The organism is Stenotrophomonas sp. 109824_Sma (assembly GCF_056480025.1).
This window is the reverse complement of record NZ_CM151078.1, coordinates 2,668,623-2,686,021: the sequence shown is the minus strand read 5'-3', so window position 1 is coordinate 2,686,021 and position 17,399 is coordinate 2,668,623. Positions and strand designations below refer to the sequence as shown.

The 17,399-nt window shown below is 68.2% G+C and carries 7 protein-coding genes; 3 read left to right on the top strand and 4 right to left on the bottom strand.

Going from position 1 to position 17,399, the window contains the following annotated elements; translation table 11 throughout:
* Window positions 1-345: 345 nt before the first annotated feature.
* Window positions 346-12,714 carry a filamentous haemagglutinin family protein gene (locus ACZK1G_RS12760; protein WP_101766413.1) on the top strand — a complete coding sequence of 4,123 codons (12,369 nt, stop codon included), beginning with the start codon at window positions 346-348 and terminating at the stop codon, window positions 12,712-12,714.
* A gap of 418 nt (window positions 12,715-13,132) precedes the next feature.
* On the opposite strand, the gene ACZK1G_RS12755 is transcribed toward ACZK1G_RS12760, so the two are convergent.
* From ACZK1G_RS12755 to gspH, 3 genes are read right to left on the bottom strand one after another with little or no spacing between them, the layout of a single operon-like run.
* On the bottom strand, window positions 13,133-13,747 hold the full coding sequence (locus ACZK1G_RS12755; protein WP_049444741.1) for a prepilin-type N-terminal cleavage/methylation domain-containing protein: 615 nt from the start codon (window positions 13,745-13,747) through the stop codon (window positions 13,133-13,135).
* Window positions 13,744-14,094 carry a type II secretion system minor pseudopilin GspI gene (gspI, locus tag ACZK1G_RS12750; RefSeq protein WP_233490770.1) on the bottom strand — a complete coding sequence of 117 codons (351 nt, stop codon included), beginning with the start codon at window positions 14,092-14,094 and terminating at the stop codon, window positions 13,744-13,746. The genes ACZK1G_RS12755 and gspI overlap by 4 nt, the downstream gene beginning before the upstream one ends.
* 8 nt (window positions 14,095-14,102) lie before the next feature.
* Window positions 14,103-14,549 (bottom strand): type II secretion system minor pseudopilin GspH, encoded by a 447-nt coding sequence (gene gspH, locus ACZK1G_RS12745; RefSeq protein ID WP_101766412.1) that lies wholly within the window; start codon window positions 14,547-14,549, stop codon window positions 14,103-14,105.
* A gap of 104 nt (window positions 14,550-14,653) precedes the next feature.
* Between gspH and ACZK1G_RS12740 the strand changes: the two genes are divergently transcribed.
* On the top strand, window positions 14,654-15,130 hold the full coding sequence (locus ACZK1G_RS12740; protein ID WP_182474383.1) for a general secretion pathway protein: 477 nt from the start codon (window positions 14,654-14,656) through the stop codon (window positions 15,128-15,130).
* Between the two features lie 100 nt (window positions 15,131-15,230).
* On the opposite strand, the gene ACZK1G_RS12735 is transcribed toward ACZK1G_RS12740, so the two are convergent.
* Window positions 15,231-15,566, bottom strand: a complete 336-nt coding sequence (locus ACZK1G_RS12735; protein ID WP_101765576.1) for a hypothetical protein — start codon at window positions 15,564-15,566, stop codon at window positions 15,231-15,233.
* A gap of 201 nt (window positions 15,567-15,767) precedes the next feature.
* On the opposite strand from ACZK1G_RS12735, the gene ACZK1G_RS12730 reads away from it, so the two are divergent.
* On the top strand, window positions 15,768-17,384 hold the full coding sequence (locus ACZK1G_RS12730; RefSeq protein WP_101765575.1) for a ShlB/FhaC/HecB family hemolysin secretion/activation protein: 1,617 nt from the start codon (window positions 15,768-15,770) through the stop codon (window positions 17,382-17,384).
* Window positions 17,385-17,399: the final 15 nt, after the last annotated feature.

Here is a 17,399-nt window from a genome sequence, read left to right as displayed (position 1 = left end):
GGGCGCCGGCCGCAAGGCCGGCGCCTTCTTGCGTGTCAGTCCCTGGCTGGACCGGCAGACATGATGCGGCGGTCAGCGCGCATCGGTTCGTTCCACCCGGTATCACCTGGGTCGACGCGATCCGCACCCGGTTCGCCGTGGCGGGCGTGCCGACGGGCTTGAACAGCCGAGTACCTGATGAACAGGCGCCGGCGCGATTGCCGGCGCCTTCTTCCATTGTGGCGAGCGCTTTCTTGATGTCGGCTTCACGCCTCCAGCCTCGTCTAACAGGGGCAGGGCACCGATCGCCCCATCCATCAGACAGTGATGCGGCTGCGGCCGCCCAATCAGGTTGACGAGGTTCAGATGTCGCACGCGCTCACGACCGTTTCCCGTCCGTCCATGCTGCGCCGCAGTCACCCGATGGCGTGGGCCGTCGCGGTCGCGCTGGGTACGGTGATCGCCCCCGCCAGCCAGGCCCAGCAGGCGTTCAGCCCGGGCTGGTTCGCTGATCGCGGTGCGGCCCAGGGCGCGGCGGCGCAGAGCGGGCGCATGCCCAACGGGGTGCCGATCCAGTTCCAGTTGCCAGCGCAGCAGCAGGACGCCGCACGCCAGAAGCTGCAACAGTCCATCGACAACCTCGGAACCGCCGCGCAAGCCATCGCGCTGCAGCAGCGGCTACAGGAACAGGCCCGGCAGGCGCGTCGGGAGGCCGGCTTCATCGTGGCCGACGGGCTGGGCAAGGACGGCCTGAAAGTCGATGAGAACCCGCTGACCCGCGGCTGGTTGAATGCGCGCGAGGCGATCCAGTCCCAGGGCAGCGATGGCCGGGTCCAGGTGAGCGTGGAGCAGACGGCGGACAAGGCAATCCTGAACTGGGAAACCTTCAACATCGGTGGCAACACCACGCTGAGCTTCCAGCAGAATCCGGATTGGGCGGTGTTGAACAGGGTCAACGACCCCAATGCCCGGCCCAGCCAGATCCTCGGCCAGCTGAAGGCCAATGGCACGGTGTTCGTGGCCAACCGTAATGGTGTGGTGTTCGGCAACAACAGCCAGGTCAACGTCCGTAACCTTGTCGCCGCTGCCGCACGCATCAGCGATGGGCAGTTCCGCGACAACGGCCTGTTCAGTGCCGACGGCACCACCGCCGCGCTGACCGAAGCCTTCGGCAAGGTGATGGTGGAGCAGGGCGCACGCATCGCCACCCACGAGCCATCAAGCGCCACCCGCGGCGGCGGCTATGTGCTGCTGGCCGGCAGCAGCGTGGAGAATGCCGGGCAGATCGAGACGCGCAAGGGCCAGGCACAGTTGGCGGCGGGCGACAGTTTCGTGATCCGTCGCGGTGTCGGCACCGCGCAGAACACCGCGTCGACCACGGCCGGCAATGAGATCGCACCACGCTTCGTGCAGGGCAGCAGCGCTGGCGACGTGCGCAACAGCGGCCTGATCCAGGCGCGCGAGGGCGACATCACCCTGGCCGGGCGCAGGGTCGAGCAGGCCGGCGTTGCCGTCGCCACCACCACGCTGGGCCAGCGCGGCACCATCCATCTGCTCAACGCGATCAGTGACCGCCAGGGCCAGGTGACGCTGAACTCGGGCGCGACCACCGCAGTGCTGATCGAGGACGATGGCAAGAGCGTGGTGCTGGACAGCCAGCGTGACGCGTTGATCAAGTCCTCGGCGGAGCAGGATGTGCTGCGCGCGGCAAGCAGTGCTGGCACGTTCGACAACCTGTCGCGGCTGCAGGACCGTCGTGACCAGTCGCGCGTGGAGATCGTCTCCGGTGGCGACATCAATTTCAAGGATGGCTCGTTGACCCTGGCGACCGGTGGCCAGGTGGTCAGCGACGCGGCGCGTCGCAGCTACGTGGGCAACGCGGCGCAGGTCGATGTCTCCGGCGCGGTGGGTGTGCGCGTGGCGATGGAAAGCAACAATGTGCAGGTGAAGGTGCAGGGCAACGAACTGCGCGATTCGCCGGACAACCGCGACAATGGCGCGCTGATCAGCAGCGAGGTCTGGATCGATCGTCGCGAACTGCAGCACGTCGCGGCCGGTACCGGCGGCTATGCTGCTGACCGCTGGTACGCCGGTGGCGGCCTGCTGGAAGTGGGCGGCTACCTGGACAACCAGGGCCACTCGATCGGCGAATGGGCGGCCCAGGGCGGCACCGTGCAGCTGGGCGGCAGCGAAGTGGTGACCCATGGTGGGTCGAAGATCAACCTGGCCGGTGGCAGCCTGGATGTGCAGTCCGGCGTGATCAAGCAGAGCTGGCTGCGCGGCACCGATGGGCAGCTGTACCGCCTGGACGACGCGCCGGCGGAGATGCAGTACGCCGGCCTGTACAAGGGATTCGAGGTCGATCACCAGCGCTGGGGCGTCAATGAGGCCTTCCGCAATCCGCTGGTGGCGCCGGGCGAACGGGTCGACAACGGCTATACCGTCGGGCGTGATGCCGGCCGGCTGGTGGTCTCCGCGCCGACTGTGGTGCTGCAGGGTGACATCAACACCCAGGCGTTCCAGGGCGCACAACAGGCCAAGGCACCGGACCAGGGCAAGGATGGCTACGCGCAGGCACAGACGGCAGTGGCACGCAATGCACAGCTGTGGCTGGGGCGCTATGACAACGCGGGGCGCACTGCGGTCTTTGATACCCAGGTGCGCGTCGTTCAAGGTGCGGTGCCCGTCGCTGACTGGACACTGCAGGCACCGATCCCGGTTCAGCAGCGCAACACCCTGTGGCTGGACGCGGGCCGCCTGAGCGAACAGCAATGGTGGCGCCTGGACCTGGCCACCGCCGGCAGCATCGCCATCGATGGGAAGCTGCGCCTGCAGGATGGCGGGCAGCTGGTGCTGACCGCCAGCGACGTTCGCCTGGGCGGTGATATCGGCATTGCCGGTGGTCAGCTGCGGGCCGGCAATCTGCTGGCCGTGGCTGGCAACCCTGTCACTCCGCTGCTTCAGGCTGGGCGTGGACGGGTGGAGATCGTCGACGGTGCACGCATCGACCTTGCCGGCCGTTGGAGCAATCTGCTGCTGGACCCCAGCGCGGCGCAGGGCCAGGCGTGGAGCGATGGCGGTCGCCTGCAGCTGGAGAACAGCCATGACGTGGTGGTCGGGCGTGGCAGCGAACTGAGTGTTGACGCCGGCGGCCGTGTCGACAGTGCTGGAAAGGCGCGCATCGGCAAGGGCGGCAGCGTCAGCCTGCAGGCCAACACTCTGGACAACGCTGGAGGGGAAGTTGGCCGGCTGACGTTGGCCGAGGACGCACGCATCAGCGCGCTGGGCCAAGGCAGTGGCAGCCTGTCGCTGACGGATGGCGGGCACATCCGCATTGGTGGTGACGACCAGGCGCCCGGCGTGCTGACGCTGCGCAGCGCGCTGTTCGGCAGCGGTTTCAGCCAGTACGACATCAATGCACAGCAGGGTCTGGAAGTGGCCGATGGTGCGCAGATCGAGGTGGTCATGCCGGGCCTGCGCCTGGCCAGCGACGCGCTGAAGGCCGTTACCCGCGAGGGCGCGGTGCAGGCATGGTTGGCCCCGCTTTACAGTGCCGATCCGGTGAGTGGCCGCATCAGCCAGCGTTCCGGTGCGGGTCTCCTGCTGCGCTCGCAGTTCGGTAACCGTGGCGGTGATCTGCGCATCGGCAAGGGTGCAAGCGTGCAGGTTGATCCGGCACAGTCCATTGAACTGCGGGGTGCAGGCAACATCGCCGTGGAGGGGCGCCTGCACGCGGCCGGCGGCCGGATCCGGCTGGATGACGTGCGCACGGCCATCGATCTGTTCGACGGACAGCCCAACAGCCGCACCTATCGCATCGCGGAGGGGGCGGAACTGGATGTCAGTGGCGATGCCTTCAGCGTGAAGGATTCAGCACAGCGGCTGCGCGGGCTGGTGCGCAAGGGCGGCAGCATCGAGATTGGGGGTGCCCTGGACTGGGAAGGTGCCGGCGACGTCAGCGATCGTCCGGTGGATGCGTTCATCGTGGTTGAGCGGGGCGCGCGGTTGCGTGCCGACGGCAGTTCAACGGCGTTGCATATCGACGGCCAAGGCACGCAGCAGGTGGACAGCGATGGTGGCGAGATCGTGCTGCGCTCGGCCAATGCGCTTTACCTGCAGGGCAACCTGCAAGCCGCGGCCGGTGGTGCAGGTGCGCGCGGCGGCACCCTGGGCATCGCCTTCGGCGGCGGTGTCTACGCACCCAACGCAAGCGCTCTGGTGCGGGCACCCAGATTCCTCGCCCTCAGCCAGAAACGGGAGGAGAAGCCCATCCCGGCGACGCCCGCATACGGCGATGCGAGGTTGTCGGTGGAGCAGATCCGCGACGGTGGGTTCGACAACCTGTCGCTGTTCACTGCGGTGCGCAGCGAAGGCGACATCGACCTGCGGATGGGCCAGAGCCTGCGCCTGGCAGGCTCCGTCGGCATCATGCCGGGTGCGGCAGCGGCCCGAACCATCACCCTGCAGGCGCCCTATCTGAAGCTGTCCAGCCCGAGTTGGGCCGTGATACCCGGCGAAACCACCGTGGGCAGCGCCGACGTGCCACTGGCATCGGCACGGCAGCACCGACTGCAGGCCGACGCGCAGCTGATCGATGTGCGCGACACCGTGCGGCTGGATGGGTTTGACGACGTGGCCCTGCACAGCAGCGGTGATGTGCGGCTCCTGAAGGGCAACCCCCGTGCGGGTGCGATCGATGCCGAGCTGCTTGCAGCGCGGCGCATGGAGGTCACCGCGGCACAGATCTATCCGGTGGCCGGTGCGTCCGGTCGCCTCGGCGCCGGCTTGGATCCGGTCGCCGTCTCGTCCGATCCACGCTGGAAGGATGCGGCCGGCGTGCTGCGCATCAATGGCCTGGGGGGCGCTGCACCGATCACGCCTCCGTCGGCGCTGGGCAGCCTGATGCTCACCGCAGCGACCGTCGAGCAGGCGGGCGTGGTGCGCGCACCGATGGGCAGCATTGTGCTGGGTGGTACCGACAGCAACAGCGTCCTGGCCTCCCGTATCTCGTTGCTGCCGGGGAGCGTGACCTCGACCAGCGGCGCCGGCCTGAGCCTGCCCTACGGTGGCACGGTGGATGGCATCCAATGGCGCCTGGAGGGTGCAACCGTTGCGCCGAGGAATGTAGGCGGTGGCGCGTTGCCGGTCGGCATCCGCCTGGTCAGCAGCGAGACCGCGGTGGCACCGGGTGCGGTGCTGGACATGTCCGGAGGAGGGGAGCTGACCGGTGCGGCCTTTGTCAGTGGCCGTGGCGGTTCGGTGGACATCCTGCGGAATGCATTGGCCGATGCGAATCCGCGCTATGGCTTCAGCCAGTCGGGCAATGAGGTCTACGCCATCCTGCCGGGCTTTGCAGGCAGCGCTGCCCCGCTGGGCCTGTCCGATGGCTCGGCCGATCCGGCGGTGGGCCAGCAGGTCGTGGTGCCCACGGGTGTACCGGGTCTGGCAGCGGGTACCTATACGCTGCTGCCCGCCAGCTTTGCGTTGCAGCCAGGCGCGTTCCGGGTCGAGCTGGGCGCCAGTGGCGCGACCGGCACCACAACCGCGCTGGCCACCGGGACCGGCTCATGGCGGGTCGCCGGCCATCGCACCAATGCACTGGGCGGTGCGGTGTCACCGTTGCTGACGGACCTGTTGCTGACCCCGGCTGCGGCCGTGCGACGGCACTCCGGATACAACGAAACCAGTTACAACGCCTTCGTGGCCGCCAGCGCGCAGCGACTGGGCCTGCCGCGCGGGTGGCAGACGGTCGATGCGGGCATGCTGCGGCTTGAGCTCGGCGCAGGTGCCGGCCGTCAGGGAACCTCTGCGCTGCGCTTCGAGGGTGAGGCACGCTTCCAGCCCGCCGCCGGCAGTGGCGGCATGGGGGGCAGCGTGGAGGTTGCACGCATCAGCCAGGTCGGCGCGCTGGAGATCATCGCAGCGGGCGGCAAAGCTGCTGCAGACCGGCAGGGTGCGACCATCGAAGCCGACGCGCTCAATGCGCTGCAGCCTTCGCGACTGGTCATCAACGCGCGGGTACGTTCGGTTGCGCCGTCCACCATTGATGTCATGGGCGTTGGCCAGGACGTGGTGGTGCGCAGCGGCGCCGTACTGCGCGCGCCGGAAGTCCTGATTGGTGCGGTTGACGGTGGGCGCGGCATCGTGATCGAGGCCGGGGCGGGAATCGATACGATCGGCCTTGGCGCCGCCGGCCTGCCTTCAAGCCTGGGCTATGTCTACCAGGTGGGTGGCGGGCTGTTGGCCGTCTCCAATGACCACCCCGAAGTACTGGCACCGGCGACTGGAACGACCGGAACCCGCGTCGACATCGACATTGGCGCCTGTGATCCGGGGGTCACCTGCGCCGGCCAGGCCCGGCTGGTGTCGGAGGGAAGCATCAATGTTGCATCGAGTGGGCAGCTGCAGCTGCGCGAGGGCGCCGTGTACGGCACACGCGAGCTGGCGCTGGGCATGGGCAACATCAACCTGGGTACGGCCGAGGCCATCGCCCGCGCGGCAGGGGCATCGGCGCTGCCACCGGGCCTGATGCTCAACCAGCAGGTCCTGCGTGATCTGCTGCGTGGCAATACAGCCGTCGGCGCGCCTGCGCTGGAGACCCTGCGCCTGAATGCGGCTGAGGCGATCAACGTATTCGGCAGTGTGGATCTGGATACACGGGATGCGGCCACGGGCAAGCCGAACCTGCGCAGCCTGGTGCTGGGCGCACCGGCAATCCACGGTTATGGCGACAGCAATGATCGCGCGCGCATCTTTGCTGCGGAACTGACCTGGTCCGGGCAGCAGGGCGCTTCGTCGGTGCTGGGTGATGCGAAGGCACAGCCGGTCGGGCCCGCGATCGCCAACCGGTTGGGCAGCGGGCAACTGGAGATCATCACCGATACGCTGCGATTGGCGCCGTCGCCGCGCTCGCGTCCTTCGTCGGAAGCCCTGGCCGGGCGCCAGGTGCTGGGCTTTGCCGGAGTGAGCCTGCAGGCCTCGCGCCAGCTGGTGTTTGCCGGTAGCGGCGATCTGGCGGTCTACCAGCGCCAAGGCGACTACGAGGCGGGCAAGGGCTGGGCCTTCAGCGGTGGCAACCTGGACATCCAGGCGCCGCTGGTCACCGGTGAGGCCGGTGCCAAGCTGTCGATGAAGACCGGAGGCACACTGGCCGCGCACAGCACCGCTGCCGGTGGCAGCGCCGACGCACTGGGCGCCGAGCTCGACCTGCGCGCCGGCAACATCGTGCTGGATACGCGGTTCGCGCTTGCTTCCGGCCGGTTGTCGGCCAGCGCCGACCATTCATTGCGCCTGGGCAGCAGCGCCGACCTGGACCTTTCAGGGCGCAAGGTCAGCCTGTTTGACGTCGACAACTACAGTTGGGGCGGCGATGCGGTGCTGACCGCAGGCGACGGCAGCGTGCAGACCGACGTGGCATCGCGCATCGATCTGTCTGCCCGCAACAATCGTGCCGGCCGCCTGACCGTGACCGCACTCGGTGCCGGCGACGGGCGCGTCGACCTGGCTGGCCGGATACTTGGCCAGGCCTCGGGCCGCCAGGACATGGGCGGCAGCGTGGTGCCCTACGACAGCGGCGAACTGGTGGTCCGTGCGCAGCAACTGCAGGATTTCAGCGGTCTGAACCAACGCCTGACCCGCGACGGCGTGACCGGCGCACGCAGCTTCCAGCTCAAGCAGGGCGACCTTCTGATCGGCGACGAGGTGAAGGCACGCAAGGTCGATATCAGTGTCGATGGTGGCGCACTGCGGGTTGGCGGGCGAATCGACGCCAGTGGTGAGCAGGTGGGCAGCATCCGCCTGGCGGCGCGTGACGGCCTGCAGGTGGATGGCACGCTGGATGCGCATGGCACCGCGCTGCGTGTGGACAGCTACGGCGGCATCATCGACAGCCCCAACCGTGCCATTGTCGAGCTGGAAAGCCGCACGGGGACGCTGGCACTCGGCCCTGCTGCCAGGATCGACCTGCGCAGCGGCACCGGCGTCGCGGTGGGCACGGTGCCGGGACAGAACGATGGACGGGCGCGCGGTACGCTCGCGCTGAACGTGCCGCGCAGTGGCGGATCGGATGCAGCGATCCGCAGCGATGCAGGGTTGCAGGTGGCGGGCGCACGCGACGTGTTCGTCACCGCGGTACGTCGTTACGAGGATGCACCGCTGGCGACCACGCCGGATGTTAACGGGCATCGCTCACAGATGGTCACGCAGACCTGGCTGGATACCGTGGTGGATCCGGCCAGTACGGCCTGGATGAACGCGGCGCTGGCCAACACTGATCTGTCGGCGCGCCTGGCTGCCCTGGGTAGCGTGCGCCTGCGTCCGGGCGTGGACGTCATTGGCGTGGCGTCGGCCGCCAATCCCGAGGGCGACCTGACCGTCAGTGGTGATCTTGACCTGTCCGGCTACCGCTATGGGCCGCAATCCAACCGCCTGGATCCAGCACGCCGCGGATTCGGTGAAGCTGGTGCGCTGCGCCTGCGTGCGGCGGGCGACCTGAATGTCTACGGCAGCATCAACGACGGCTTTGCGCCGCCGCCGACCAGCCCGGATGATGCGGGCTGGCAACTGGTCGAGGGCGCGGTGTTCGGCCTGGGTGTCACCCCGTTCGGTGCTGACCTGGTGGTTCCCGGCGATGGCGTCGTGCTGGACATCGGCACCCGGTTCCCGGCCAGCGCGGTGCTGAACTACGCCATCCAGGTGCAGGCAGTGAAGTTGCCGGCGGGCACGACGTTGCCGGTCGACATGACGCTGACCGGGCCCCTGGTGTTGCCCGCAGGTACTGTGCTGCCGGCGGCGGTCACGCTCGTTGATGGCCAGGTGCATCCGGCAGGCACCGTGCTGGCGCAAGCGCTGTCGGTGCCGGCCGGAGCAAAGCTGTCTGCGGGCTTCCAGCTTCGCGGGGAAGCCAACGTTGCCGCGCACACCTGGCCGGCCGGCGTGCCGTTGCCGATCGAGCTGCGCCTGGCCGCGCGCACGCCGTTGGCGCGCGGCGCACTCATTCCCTCGATGGCCACGGTCAAACTGCCAGGGGGCACGCCGATCAAACTGCGGCCGACCGGCAGCGATGGACGCCAGGGGCGCAACTGGGCGTTGGCGCAGATGCTGCCCGAAGGCACCAGCTCCTGGGACGTGTCGCTCGTCGCCGGCGCCGACACGGACGCCGCAGACCCGCGTGCGCGCCGCTTCGGTGCAAGCGGTGACCTGACCCTGTCCGACACGCACTATGGTGCGATCCGCGATGCCAGCAAGCAGATGAAGTTCATCCGCGACCGGCTGTTGACCGCGGACGGCGCGCAACGCCTGGGGGTTGACGGCTCCTGGGTGGGCCGGACGATCAAGGACCTGGCCGCGCACCTGGGGCGTGACGAGGATGCACTGTGCAGCGTGGCTGCAAGCTGCATCACCTCGCCGTACATCTTCACCGAACTGGGCGCGGAGGAACTGGCGGGCGATCCGTCCCTCGCGGGAACCAGCGTCAGGGAGTTCGGCGAGATGATCGGCATGACCGAGGAAGCCATCTGCGGGCAGCTCAGCGATGGCTACTGTCTGATGCCGGGCGAGACGCGCGAAGTCACTACGATGGGCCCGCCACGGCATGGCACGCCGATGTGGAGTGTGTTGCGTACCGGCACCGGCGATCTGCAGCTGCTGGCGGCGCGGGATGTGCAGATGCGTTCGGTCTTCGGTGTGTACACGGCAGGCACGCCTGCATCGTTGGGCAACGGACATGACGAGCGCTTCCAGTCCGAGCGCAGTCCCCTGAACGGGCGCAGCGCGCTGCTGGGCCTGCAGCAGGCCACCGGTGACTATGATGCGGCGCTGGCCGCCTACCGCGCGTGGTATCCCGACCACGGTGGCAATCTGAGCGTGATTGCCGGCCGCGACGTGACCGGGGCAACCTGGGCGACCCAGTCGTCCGCAGGTACCGATCGTGACAAGGCGGACAGCGCCAGCAGTGCCGTCGGTGGGTGGTTGTGGCGGCAGGGCACCGGCAATGTGGCCGGCGTGGAACCGGTGGCGAGCAGCTGGTGGGTCAACTTCGGTACCTATGCGATCACGGGAACGACGGCGACGTCGACGCCACGCATGGTTGGATTCACCGGAATCGGCACGCTGGGTGGTGGCAATGTGGATATCGAAGCGGGACGCAACGCGGGCGTCACGGCGGCCAAGGGTGATGCACAGGGAGTGCTCGGCGGTGGACGCTATTCGACGGCGATCAATGCGGCAGTAGCTTCGACCGGTCGTGTCGACGATGGCCGCCTGGTGCAGACCGGTGGCGGCGATCTGCGCCTGCGCAGTGCCGGTGCACTGAATCCGCTGCTGGCTGCCACTTCCTACTCGCAGGCCCAGAACCAGCAGAATCTCGAGCTCAACGGCACGCTGGTGAATCTGCGTGGCCATCTCAGCGTCGAGGCAGCCCGGATCGGCGGCAGCGCCGTGGGGCCGAACGACTACCAGGCCATCGCCAACGGCCTGCGCACGATGGACCCCTATCGTTCGACCACCAGTGCAGCCATGGGTGGGCCGGTGCTGGTGCTGGGAGATTCGGTCGCGGATCTGAGGGCACGCGGCGACGTGGTGCTCTCGGGCGCCGCCGACGCCGGCCGGGTGAGGTTGTTCAATGGGAACGTGGTGACCGCAGATGACGGCACGCGACTGCTGGGTGTTGGCGGATTCTCGCTCTGGACACCGTCGACGGCCATCAACCTGTTCTCTGCCGGCGGCGATGTGGTGCCGATCGCGCAGCGGACCATTGAACCCATAGGCGATGGCAATGCGGAACGGACCGTCAGCGGCGCCACCTATTGGATCTATCCTTCGCGACTGCAGGTAGTGGCTGCGAGCGGCGACATCAAGTTGTCGCGCGCCGATGCGTCGAGCGTGCTGCTGACGGCACCGGGTGCCAACGGCAACCTGCAGATGCTTGCCGGCCGCTCGATCCTGGCCACCAGCGATGCGCCGGCGATCAGCAGTTCCGGTGCTGACACCCGTCTGCCATCGCCGTTTGATCCGGCGTTCAGCGCCTTCACCGCCGGCGGTACGCTGCGGCTGACCAATCTGTCGCAGGATGGCACGGTGGTGCCGTACCAGGCAGGAAGCGCGGACGCCAGCCCGCTGTTCGCCTTTGGTCCGAACCGGCCGATGCTGAGTACGCCGCGATCCGGTGGGACGCAGCCGAACCGCTTCTACGCCGGCAGTGGCGACATCATCGGCCTGCGTACCGGCGGCGAATGGGCGTTGGGCACCAGCCCGGAGATGATGCGCACGGTTGCCACCTGGTACGACGTGGCCGCGCCGGTCCAGCTGCGCGCGGGTACGGACATCCTCGGCAGTGCAGTGATGGCGCTGAACAATGGCAGCACGGACATGACGGTTGTACAGGCGGGTCGCGACATCGTGCACACCAACGTGACCGTGTTCGGCCCAGGGAATGTCGATGTCAGCGCAGGCCGCCAGCTCCGCCAGGAAGACAGTGGCAGCATCGTGAGCCGTGGCGGCCTGATCCAGGGCGACACCCGGCCGGGTGCCAGCATTGCAGTGACCGCCGGCAACCAGTCCATCGCGTTCGACGCCGTGCGCGCCCGCTACCTGGATCCGGCCAACCTCGCCGATCCGGCGCAGTCGCTGGCATCGCAGCCCGGCAAGGCGGTGAAGATCTACGACAAGGAGCTGAAGCAGTGGCTGCAGCAGCGCTTCGGCCTGGCCGTCGATGGCGCCGAGGCCCTGGCTGCGTTCGACCGCTTGCCGCAGGAACAGCAGCGCATCTTCCTGCGCCAGGTCTACTATGCAGAACTGCGCGAGGGTGGCCGCGAGTACAACGATCGGACCGGGCCGCGCGTTGGTTCCTATCTGCGTGGACGCGAGGTCATTGCCACGCTGATGCCGGACAAGGATGCAACGGGAGCGACGATCCAGCGCACCGGCGATATCGTGATGTACGGTGGCTCCGGCGTGCGCACCGAGGCGGGTGGCAACATCGAGCTGATGGCGCCGGGAGGGCAGATCGTGCTGGGCGTTGCCGGTGAAGTGCCGCCGGCCAGCTCTGGCCTCATCACGCAGGGCCAGGGCGACATCCGACTGTTCAGCCAGGACAGCGTGCTGTTGGGCCTGTCGCGTGTCATGACGGCCTTCGGTGGTGACATCCTGGCCTGGACGGAGCAGGGCGACATCAATGCCGGTCGCGGTTCTCGCACCACGCTGCTGTATACGCCGCCGCGACGGATCTACGACAACTGGGGCAATGTGCTGCTGTCGCCGCAGGCACCGGCCACCGGCGCCGGCTTTGCGACGCTGAATCCAATTCCCGAAGTACCGCCGGGCGACGTCGACCTGATCGCGCCGCTGGGCACCATCGACGCGGGCGAGGCCGGTATCCGCGTCTCCGGCAACATCAACCTGGCCGCGCTGCAGGTGCTCAACGCGGCCAACATCCAGGTACAGGGCGAGAGCAAGGGCCTGCCGGTGCTGGCATCGGTGAATGTCAATGCGCTGGCCTCGGCCAGTGCGGCAGCCAACAGCGCCAGCCAGGCGGCACAGGATGTGATGCGCAAGAGCCAGGACGAGGCACGGCGCAACCAGCCGTCGGTGATCAGTGTGCAGATCCTGGGCTTCGGCAGCGGCACAAGCAGCATCAACCCACCGGCGCGTGGCACCACCGCCAACAGCGGTTACGACGCCAACAGTGCTTTCCAGTTCCCGCAGGCCAGCCGCGACGACGGCACGCAGCGCCGGTAGGCATCGCACGATCCCGGTAGGTGCCGACCTTGGTCGGCACACAATGCTGCCGAACGTGGCCGGTAGTAGATCCACGCCATGCGTGGATGCAGCTGAACTGCAGGAACCGACAGCATCGGGCCAGCCGCCAGGGAACGGTGGCGGCCCCAGCCAGGACGGCACGGAGGGCAGGGAGCGGCCATCAGCGGTGAGGATCACCAACACGGCGCCGCCGGGCGCAGGAGTGCGCCCGGCGGCAGGAGGGCAGGGGATCCACGCCATGCCTGGAGCAGGCCCTGCGGTAGATCCACGCCATGCGTGGATGGCTGGGCCAGCCTCAGTGCCGACCAACGGTCGGCACCCACCAGAGCAGGCTCCGCAGTAGAAGCAGCTCGGCAGTAGATCCACGCCATGCGTGGATGCGCTGCAGGAAAGCGCCCTAAAGCTCCAGCACCCGCCGGTAGCTCAGCGGCCCACGCCCATCGCGCAGGCCAAACCGCAGCTCCAGCCCGGTGGCCGGCAGCACCTCGCCCTCGCTCGGCAGCGTCGCCCAACCGGCTCCGGGCTGCCAGGCGCGCACTTCGAACCGCTGCACATCCCTGGCCACCGCAATGCCCTTCGACGGCTCCGGTGCGGGCAGGGGATAGCGGTCCGTGGCCGCGCCACTGGCCCGCCACAGCGTGTTGCCCTGCCGCCACCAGCGCACCCGCTGCCAGCGCAGCCCATCACTGTCTACGCTGCGGGTGATTTCCAGCGCAAAGCTGCCATCCGGATGCCGTTCGCTCACCAGCGAAGGGGGCAGCAGTCGCTGCGGACGATCTGCCGGGCGCACCGCGCCGTTCATCAGCGCGTCGTCGGCACGCATTTCGATATCGCGCTGGAACTGCTGCAGTACGCGCAGCGCCGTCGTGGTCTCGGCATCGGCCCGGCGCAGGCGCTGGTCGCTGCTGGCCACGCTGTCCAGCGCACGCCAGCAGATCAGTGCAAGCACGCCCATGATGGTGATCGCGATCATCACCTCGATAAGGGTGAAGCCGCGCGCGACCCGCTTCATTGCGTGGCGGTCCACGGCAGCTGCATCCGGGCCAGCGACTGCCGCGGTGCATCTTCGGCCACCACGCTCAGTTCCAGTTGCAGCTGGCTGTCGCTGCCGGTGCCGAGATGTTGCAGCACCAGGAACGTGCTGCGCCCCTGCACGCAGCGCAGTCGCGCATCCCGCGGCGGCTGCCCGGCCAGGCGCAGTTCCTGCCAGCGGTCCTGCGCGCACAACAGCGCCAGGCGACGGTCGCGCAGGCGCGACTGATCGTCGGTGGCCACCGCCACCGAGCGCATGACCGCAGCCAGCGCAATCGAAACGATCGCCAGTGCGATCAGCACCTCGATCAGGGTGAATCCGCGCATGTTCCGCTTCACTGCACGACCTGCAACTGTCCGCTGCCATCATCACGAAGACGCAGCTGGCGGCCCTGCAACGACAACGTCAGTTCCCATGCCACGCCGATCCACTCCGGGCTCAGTTCAATCGGCGTGGCCGGCTGCACCACGATGCCCGCCGGTTGCCAGGGCTGGGGGCGCAGCAGGTCGTCGCGCTGCACATCGACCCAACGGGCACCATCGCGGCGGCTGAACCGGTAGCCGGCGGCGTCGGCCTGCCAGCGCAGGGGGCGGCCATCGATGCGGGCCTCGTCGCGCGCCACCTGCAGGCGCTGCGCCAGTCGCTCGCCTTCCTGCCGCAGCTGGCGCGCGGGGTCGAGCAGGCTGCCCAGGCCCAGGCCGATGCCCGCCGTGCAGATGCCGATGATCACCAGCACCACCATCAGTTCCAGCAGGGTGAAACCACGCGGGATGCGTCGCATCGACATCGCCTCCTGTCCCTTGCCGATACGTGCCAGCGTAGGCCCGCATGATGAAACAAAAGCGTCAGCCGCACCTGCTAGCGTAGGCGGACACGAACGTGGCGATGATGCGGAACATGGACGGCAGGCGCTGGGATCGGAATCGGATGTTGACCCTGCTGGCGGCAACGCTGCTGCTGGCCGTGGTGGCCTATTGGAGCGTCACCCTGTCTGCGGTGGCGCCTGCGGCGGCCGCCAGCGAAGCGCATGCCGAGGCGCCGGCACGGCCGCTGTTCGATGCGGTGGCCAGCCTGCCGCTGGTGCGGCTGCTGTCGCCTGGTGCGGTGCAGACCGAGGTGGTCGTGCTGGGCGTGATGGCCGGCGACCACGCGCCGCTGGCGCTGCTTTCGGTGGATGGTCGTCCTGCCGAAGCCTACGCGCCGGGCCAGCGGTTGGGGCCCTGTACGGTGCTGGCCAGCATCAGCGCCAACGCGGTGGAACTGAACCAGGCGGGGCAATCGCGCAGCCTGCCGGTGCCCGCGCTGCCGCCGGTACCGAGCGATGGCATCGTGCCGGCCGTTCCGCAGGGTGGCGCTCCGTAGCGCCGAGCCCACGCCCGGCTGCGTCTGGAAGAACAGTCGAGCATGGCTCGACTCTACAGAAACCTGCTGAGCGCGGGCCAGGCTCTACAGCTGCGCCGGTTCAGCGCGCCGGTCGCTGCGGCACCACCGACTGCCCGAAGGCATCACCCATGCGCTGTCGCGTGCCCTCCAGGTTGTACTGCATCAGCTGGTTGCCGGGCTGCCGCATCAGGCGTTCGGCTTCAGGCAGCGCCGGTGACTTCGCCGATTTCGGCACCGGGGCCAGTTTGCGTTGCAGGCACTCCCAGGCGGGGATGCGCTCGCCGTTGACCTGTACTTCGATGCACGGCGCGGCATCGTCCTGCTTCTTCGCCTCGTCGGCCCAGGCCGATGGCAACGCCAGCAACAAGCCAAGGGCGAGGGCAGGGCGAACGCCCGCCTTCAACGGCTCACTCATCTCGAATCTCCTGCGACAACCGACGCTCTGCAATGAAGACGTGTGGCGAGGGCAGTCTCCGCCCGCGAATGTTCCGGCGCTGTCAAAAGATGACAGTGCTGTCACAAAACTGTTGGCGGTTTTGACGCGACGTGCACGTCCTGTTGGTAGACCCACGCGCCGCTCCCTGGCCACTCCCTTCGATACGACGCGATGCCTTCGATGACTCCTGTTCCGTGCCGAGCCGTCCGCCTTCCGCTGCGCCTGCATCCGCTGGTGCTGGCCCTGGCCGCGATGCCGCTGCCATTGTTCGCGCAGGAGGCGGCGCCTGCGCCCAGCGTGAACATCAATGAATACATCGTGCGCGGCAACACCGTGCTCGATCCGCGCCAGATCGAACGCGCGGTGGAGCCGTTCCTCGGCCCGGGCAAGACCCTGGCCGATGTCGAGAAGGCGCGCGATGCGGTCCATGCGCTCTACCAGCAGGCCGGCTACCAGTCGGTCTACGTCGAGCTTCCCGAGCAGCAGGTCAGTGGTGGCGTGGTGCTGCTGAAGGTGCAGCAGACGCCGATCGGCCAGCTGCGCGTGGTCGGCACCCGCCACGAGTCGCCCGAACGCATCCGCGAACGCGTGCCGGCGCTCGCCGAGGGCAGGGTGCCTGATTTCGACCAGGCGCAGAAGGAACTGACCGCGCTCAATGAAGGCGGACGTCGCCAGGTGATGCCCCTGGTGCGCGAAGGCCAGGTGCCGGGCACGATGGACGTGGACCTGCAGGTCGAGGAGAAGTCGCCGTGGCGCGCCAGTGCGGCGCTCAACAACGACCACAGCGCCGACACCGAGAAGCTGCGCCTGAGTGCATCGCTGGCCTACGACAACCTGTGGAAGCGTGGGCACAGCGCCAACATCGGCGTGTACCTGGCGCCGGAAGACACGAAGCAGGCCAAGGTGTTCTCGGCCTGGTACACGATGCCGTTCGAAGGCACGCCGTGGAGTCTGGAAGCGTCCGGCTACAAGTCCGACAGCCGCGTGCTGAACGCGGGTGGGCAGGTGGGTACCGGCACCGGTACCAACGTGATCGGCAACGGTCACTCGATCGGCCTCAAGCTCAACTATCGCCTTGCCGGCAGCAGCCAGTGGTGGCGCCAGCTCAGCCTTGGTGTGGATTTCAAGGACACCGAGGAAGACACCCAGATGGGCAAGGACAGCCTGAAGACACCGTTGAAGTACGCGCCGATCACGCTGGCCTTCGTGGGCGTGCGCCAGGGCGAACAGGATCAGCTGAGCATCAATACCCAGCTGGTGGCCGGCACCCGCCGCCTGTTCGGCTACGGCAGCGACGCCACCGCCTTCGGCCAGAAGCGCTATTGGGCCGACCCGAGCTTCGTGGCCTTCAAGGCCGACGTGGCCAACACCCATACCTTCGGCAACGACTGGCAGTGGTACGCGCGTGGCTCGCTGCAGGTGACCGACGCGCCGCTGGTGTCGGCCGAGCAGTTCGCCGCCGGTGGCATGTACACCGTGCGCGGCTATCTGTCGGCCGAGGCGATCGGCGACTACGGCGGCCTGGCCAGCCTGGAATGGCGCACCCCGGCGTGGTCGCTGTGGAGCGGCACTGATCTGCGCGTCTACAGCTTTGCAGACGCCGCCTACCTGCGCCTGCGCCAGCCACTGCCCGAACAGCGTGACAAGTACAACCTGGCCTCGGTCGGCCTGGGCGCGCAGCTGCGCCTGGGCGAGCACCTGCAGCTGCGCCTGGACTACGCCTGGCCCTATGACGATGGCCCGGTCACGCGCAAGGACGACCCGCGCCTGCATTTCAACATCAGCACCAGTTACTGACCCTTCCCTTGAACA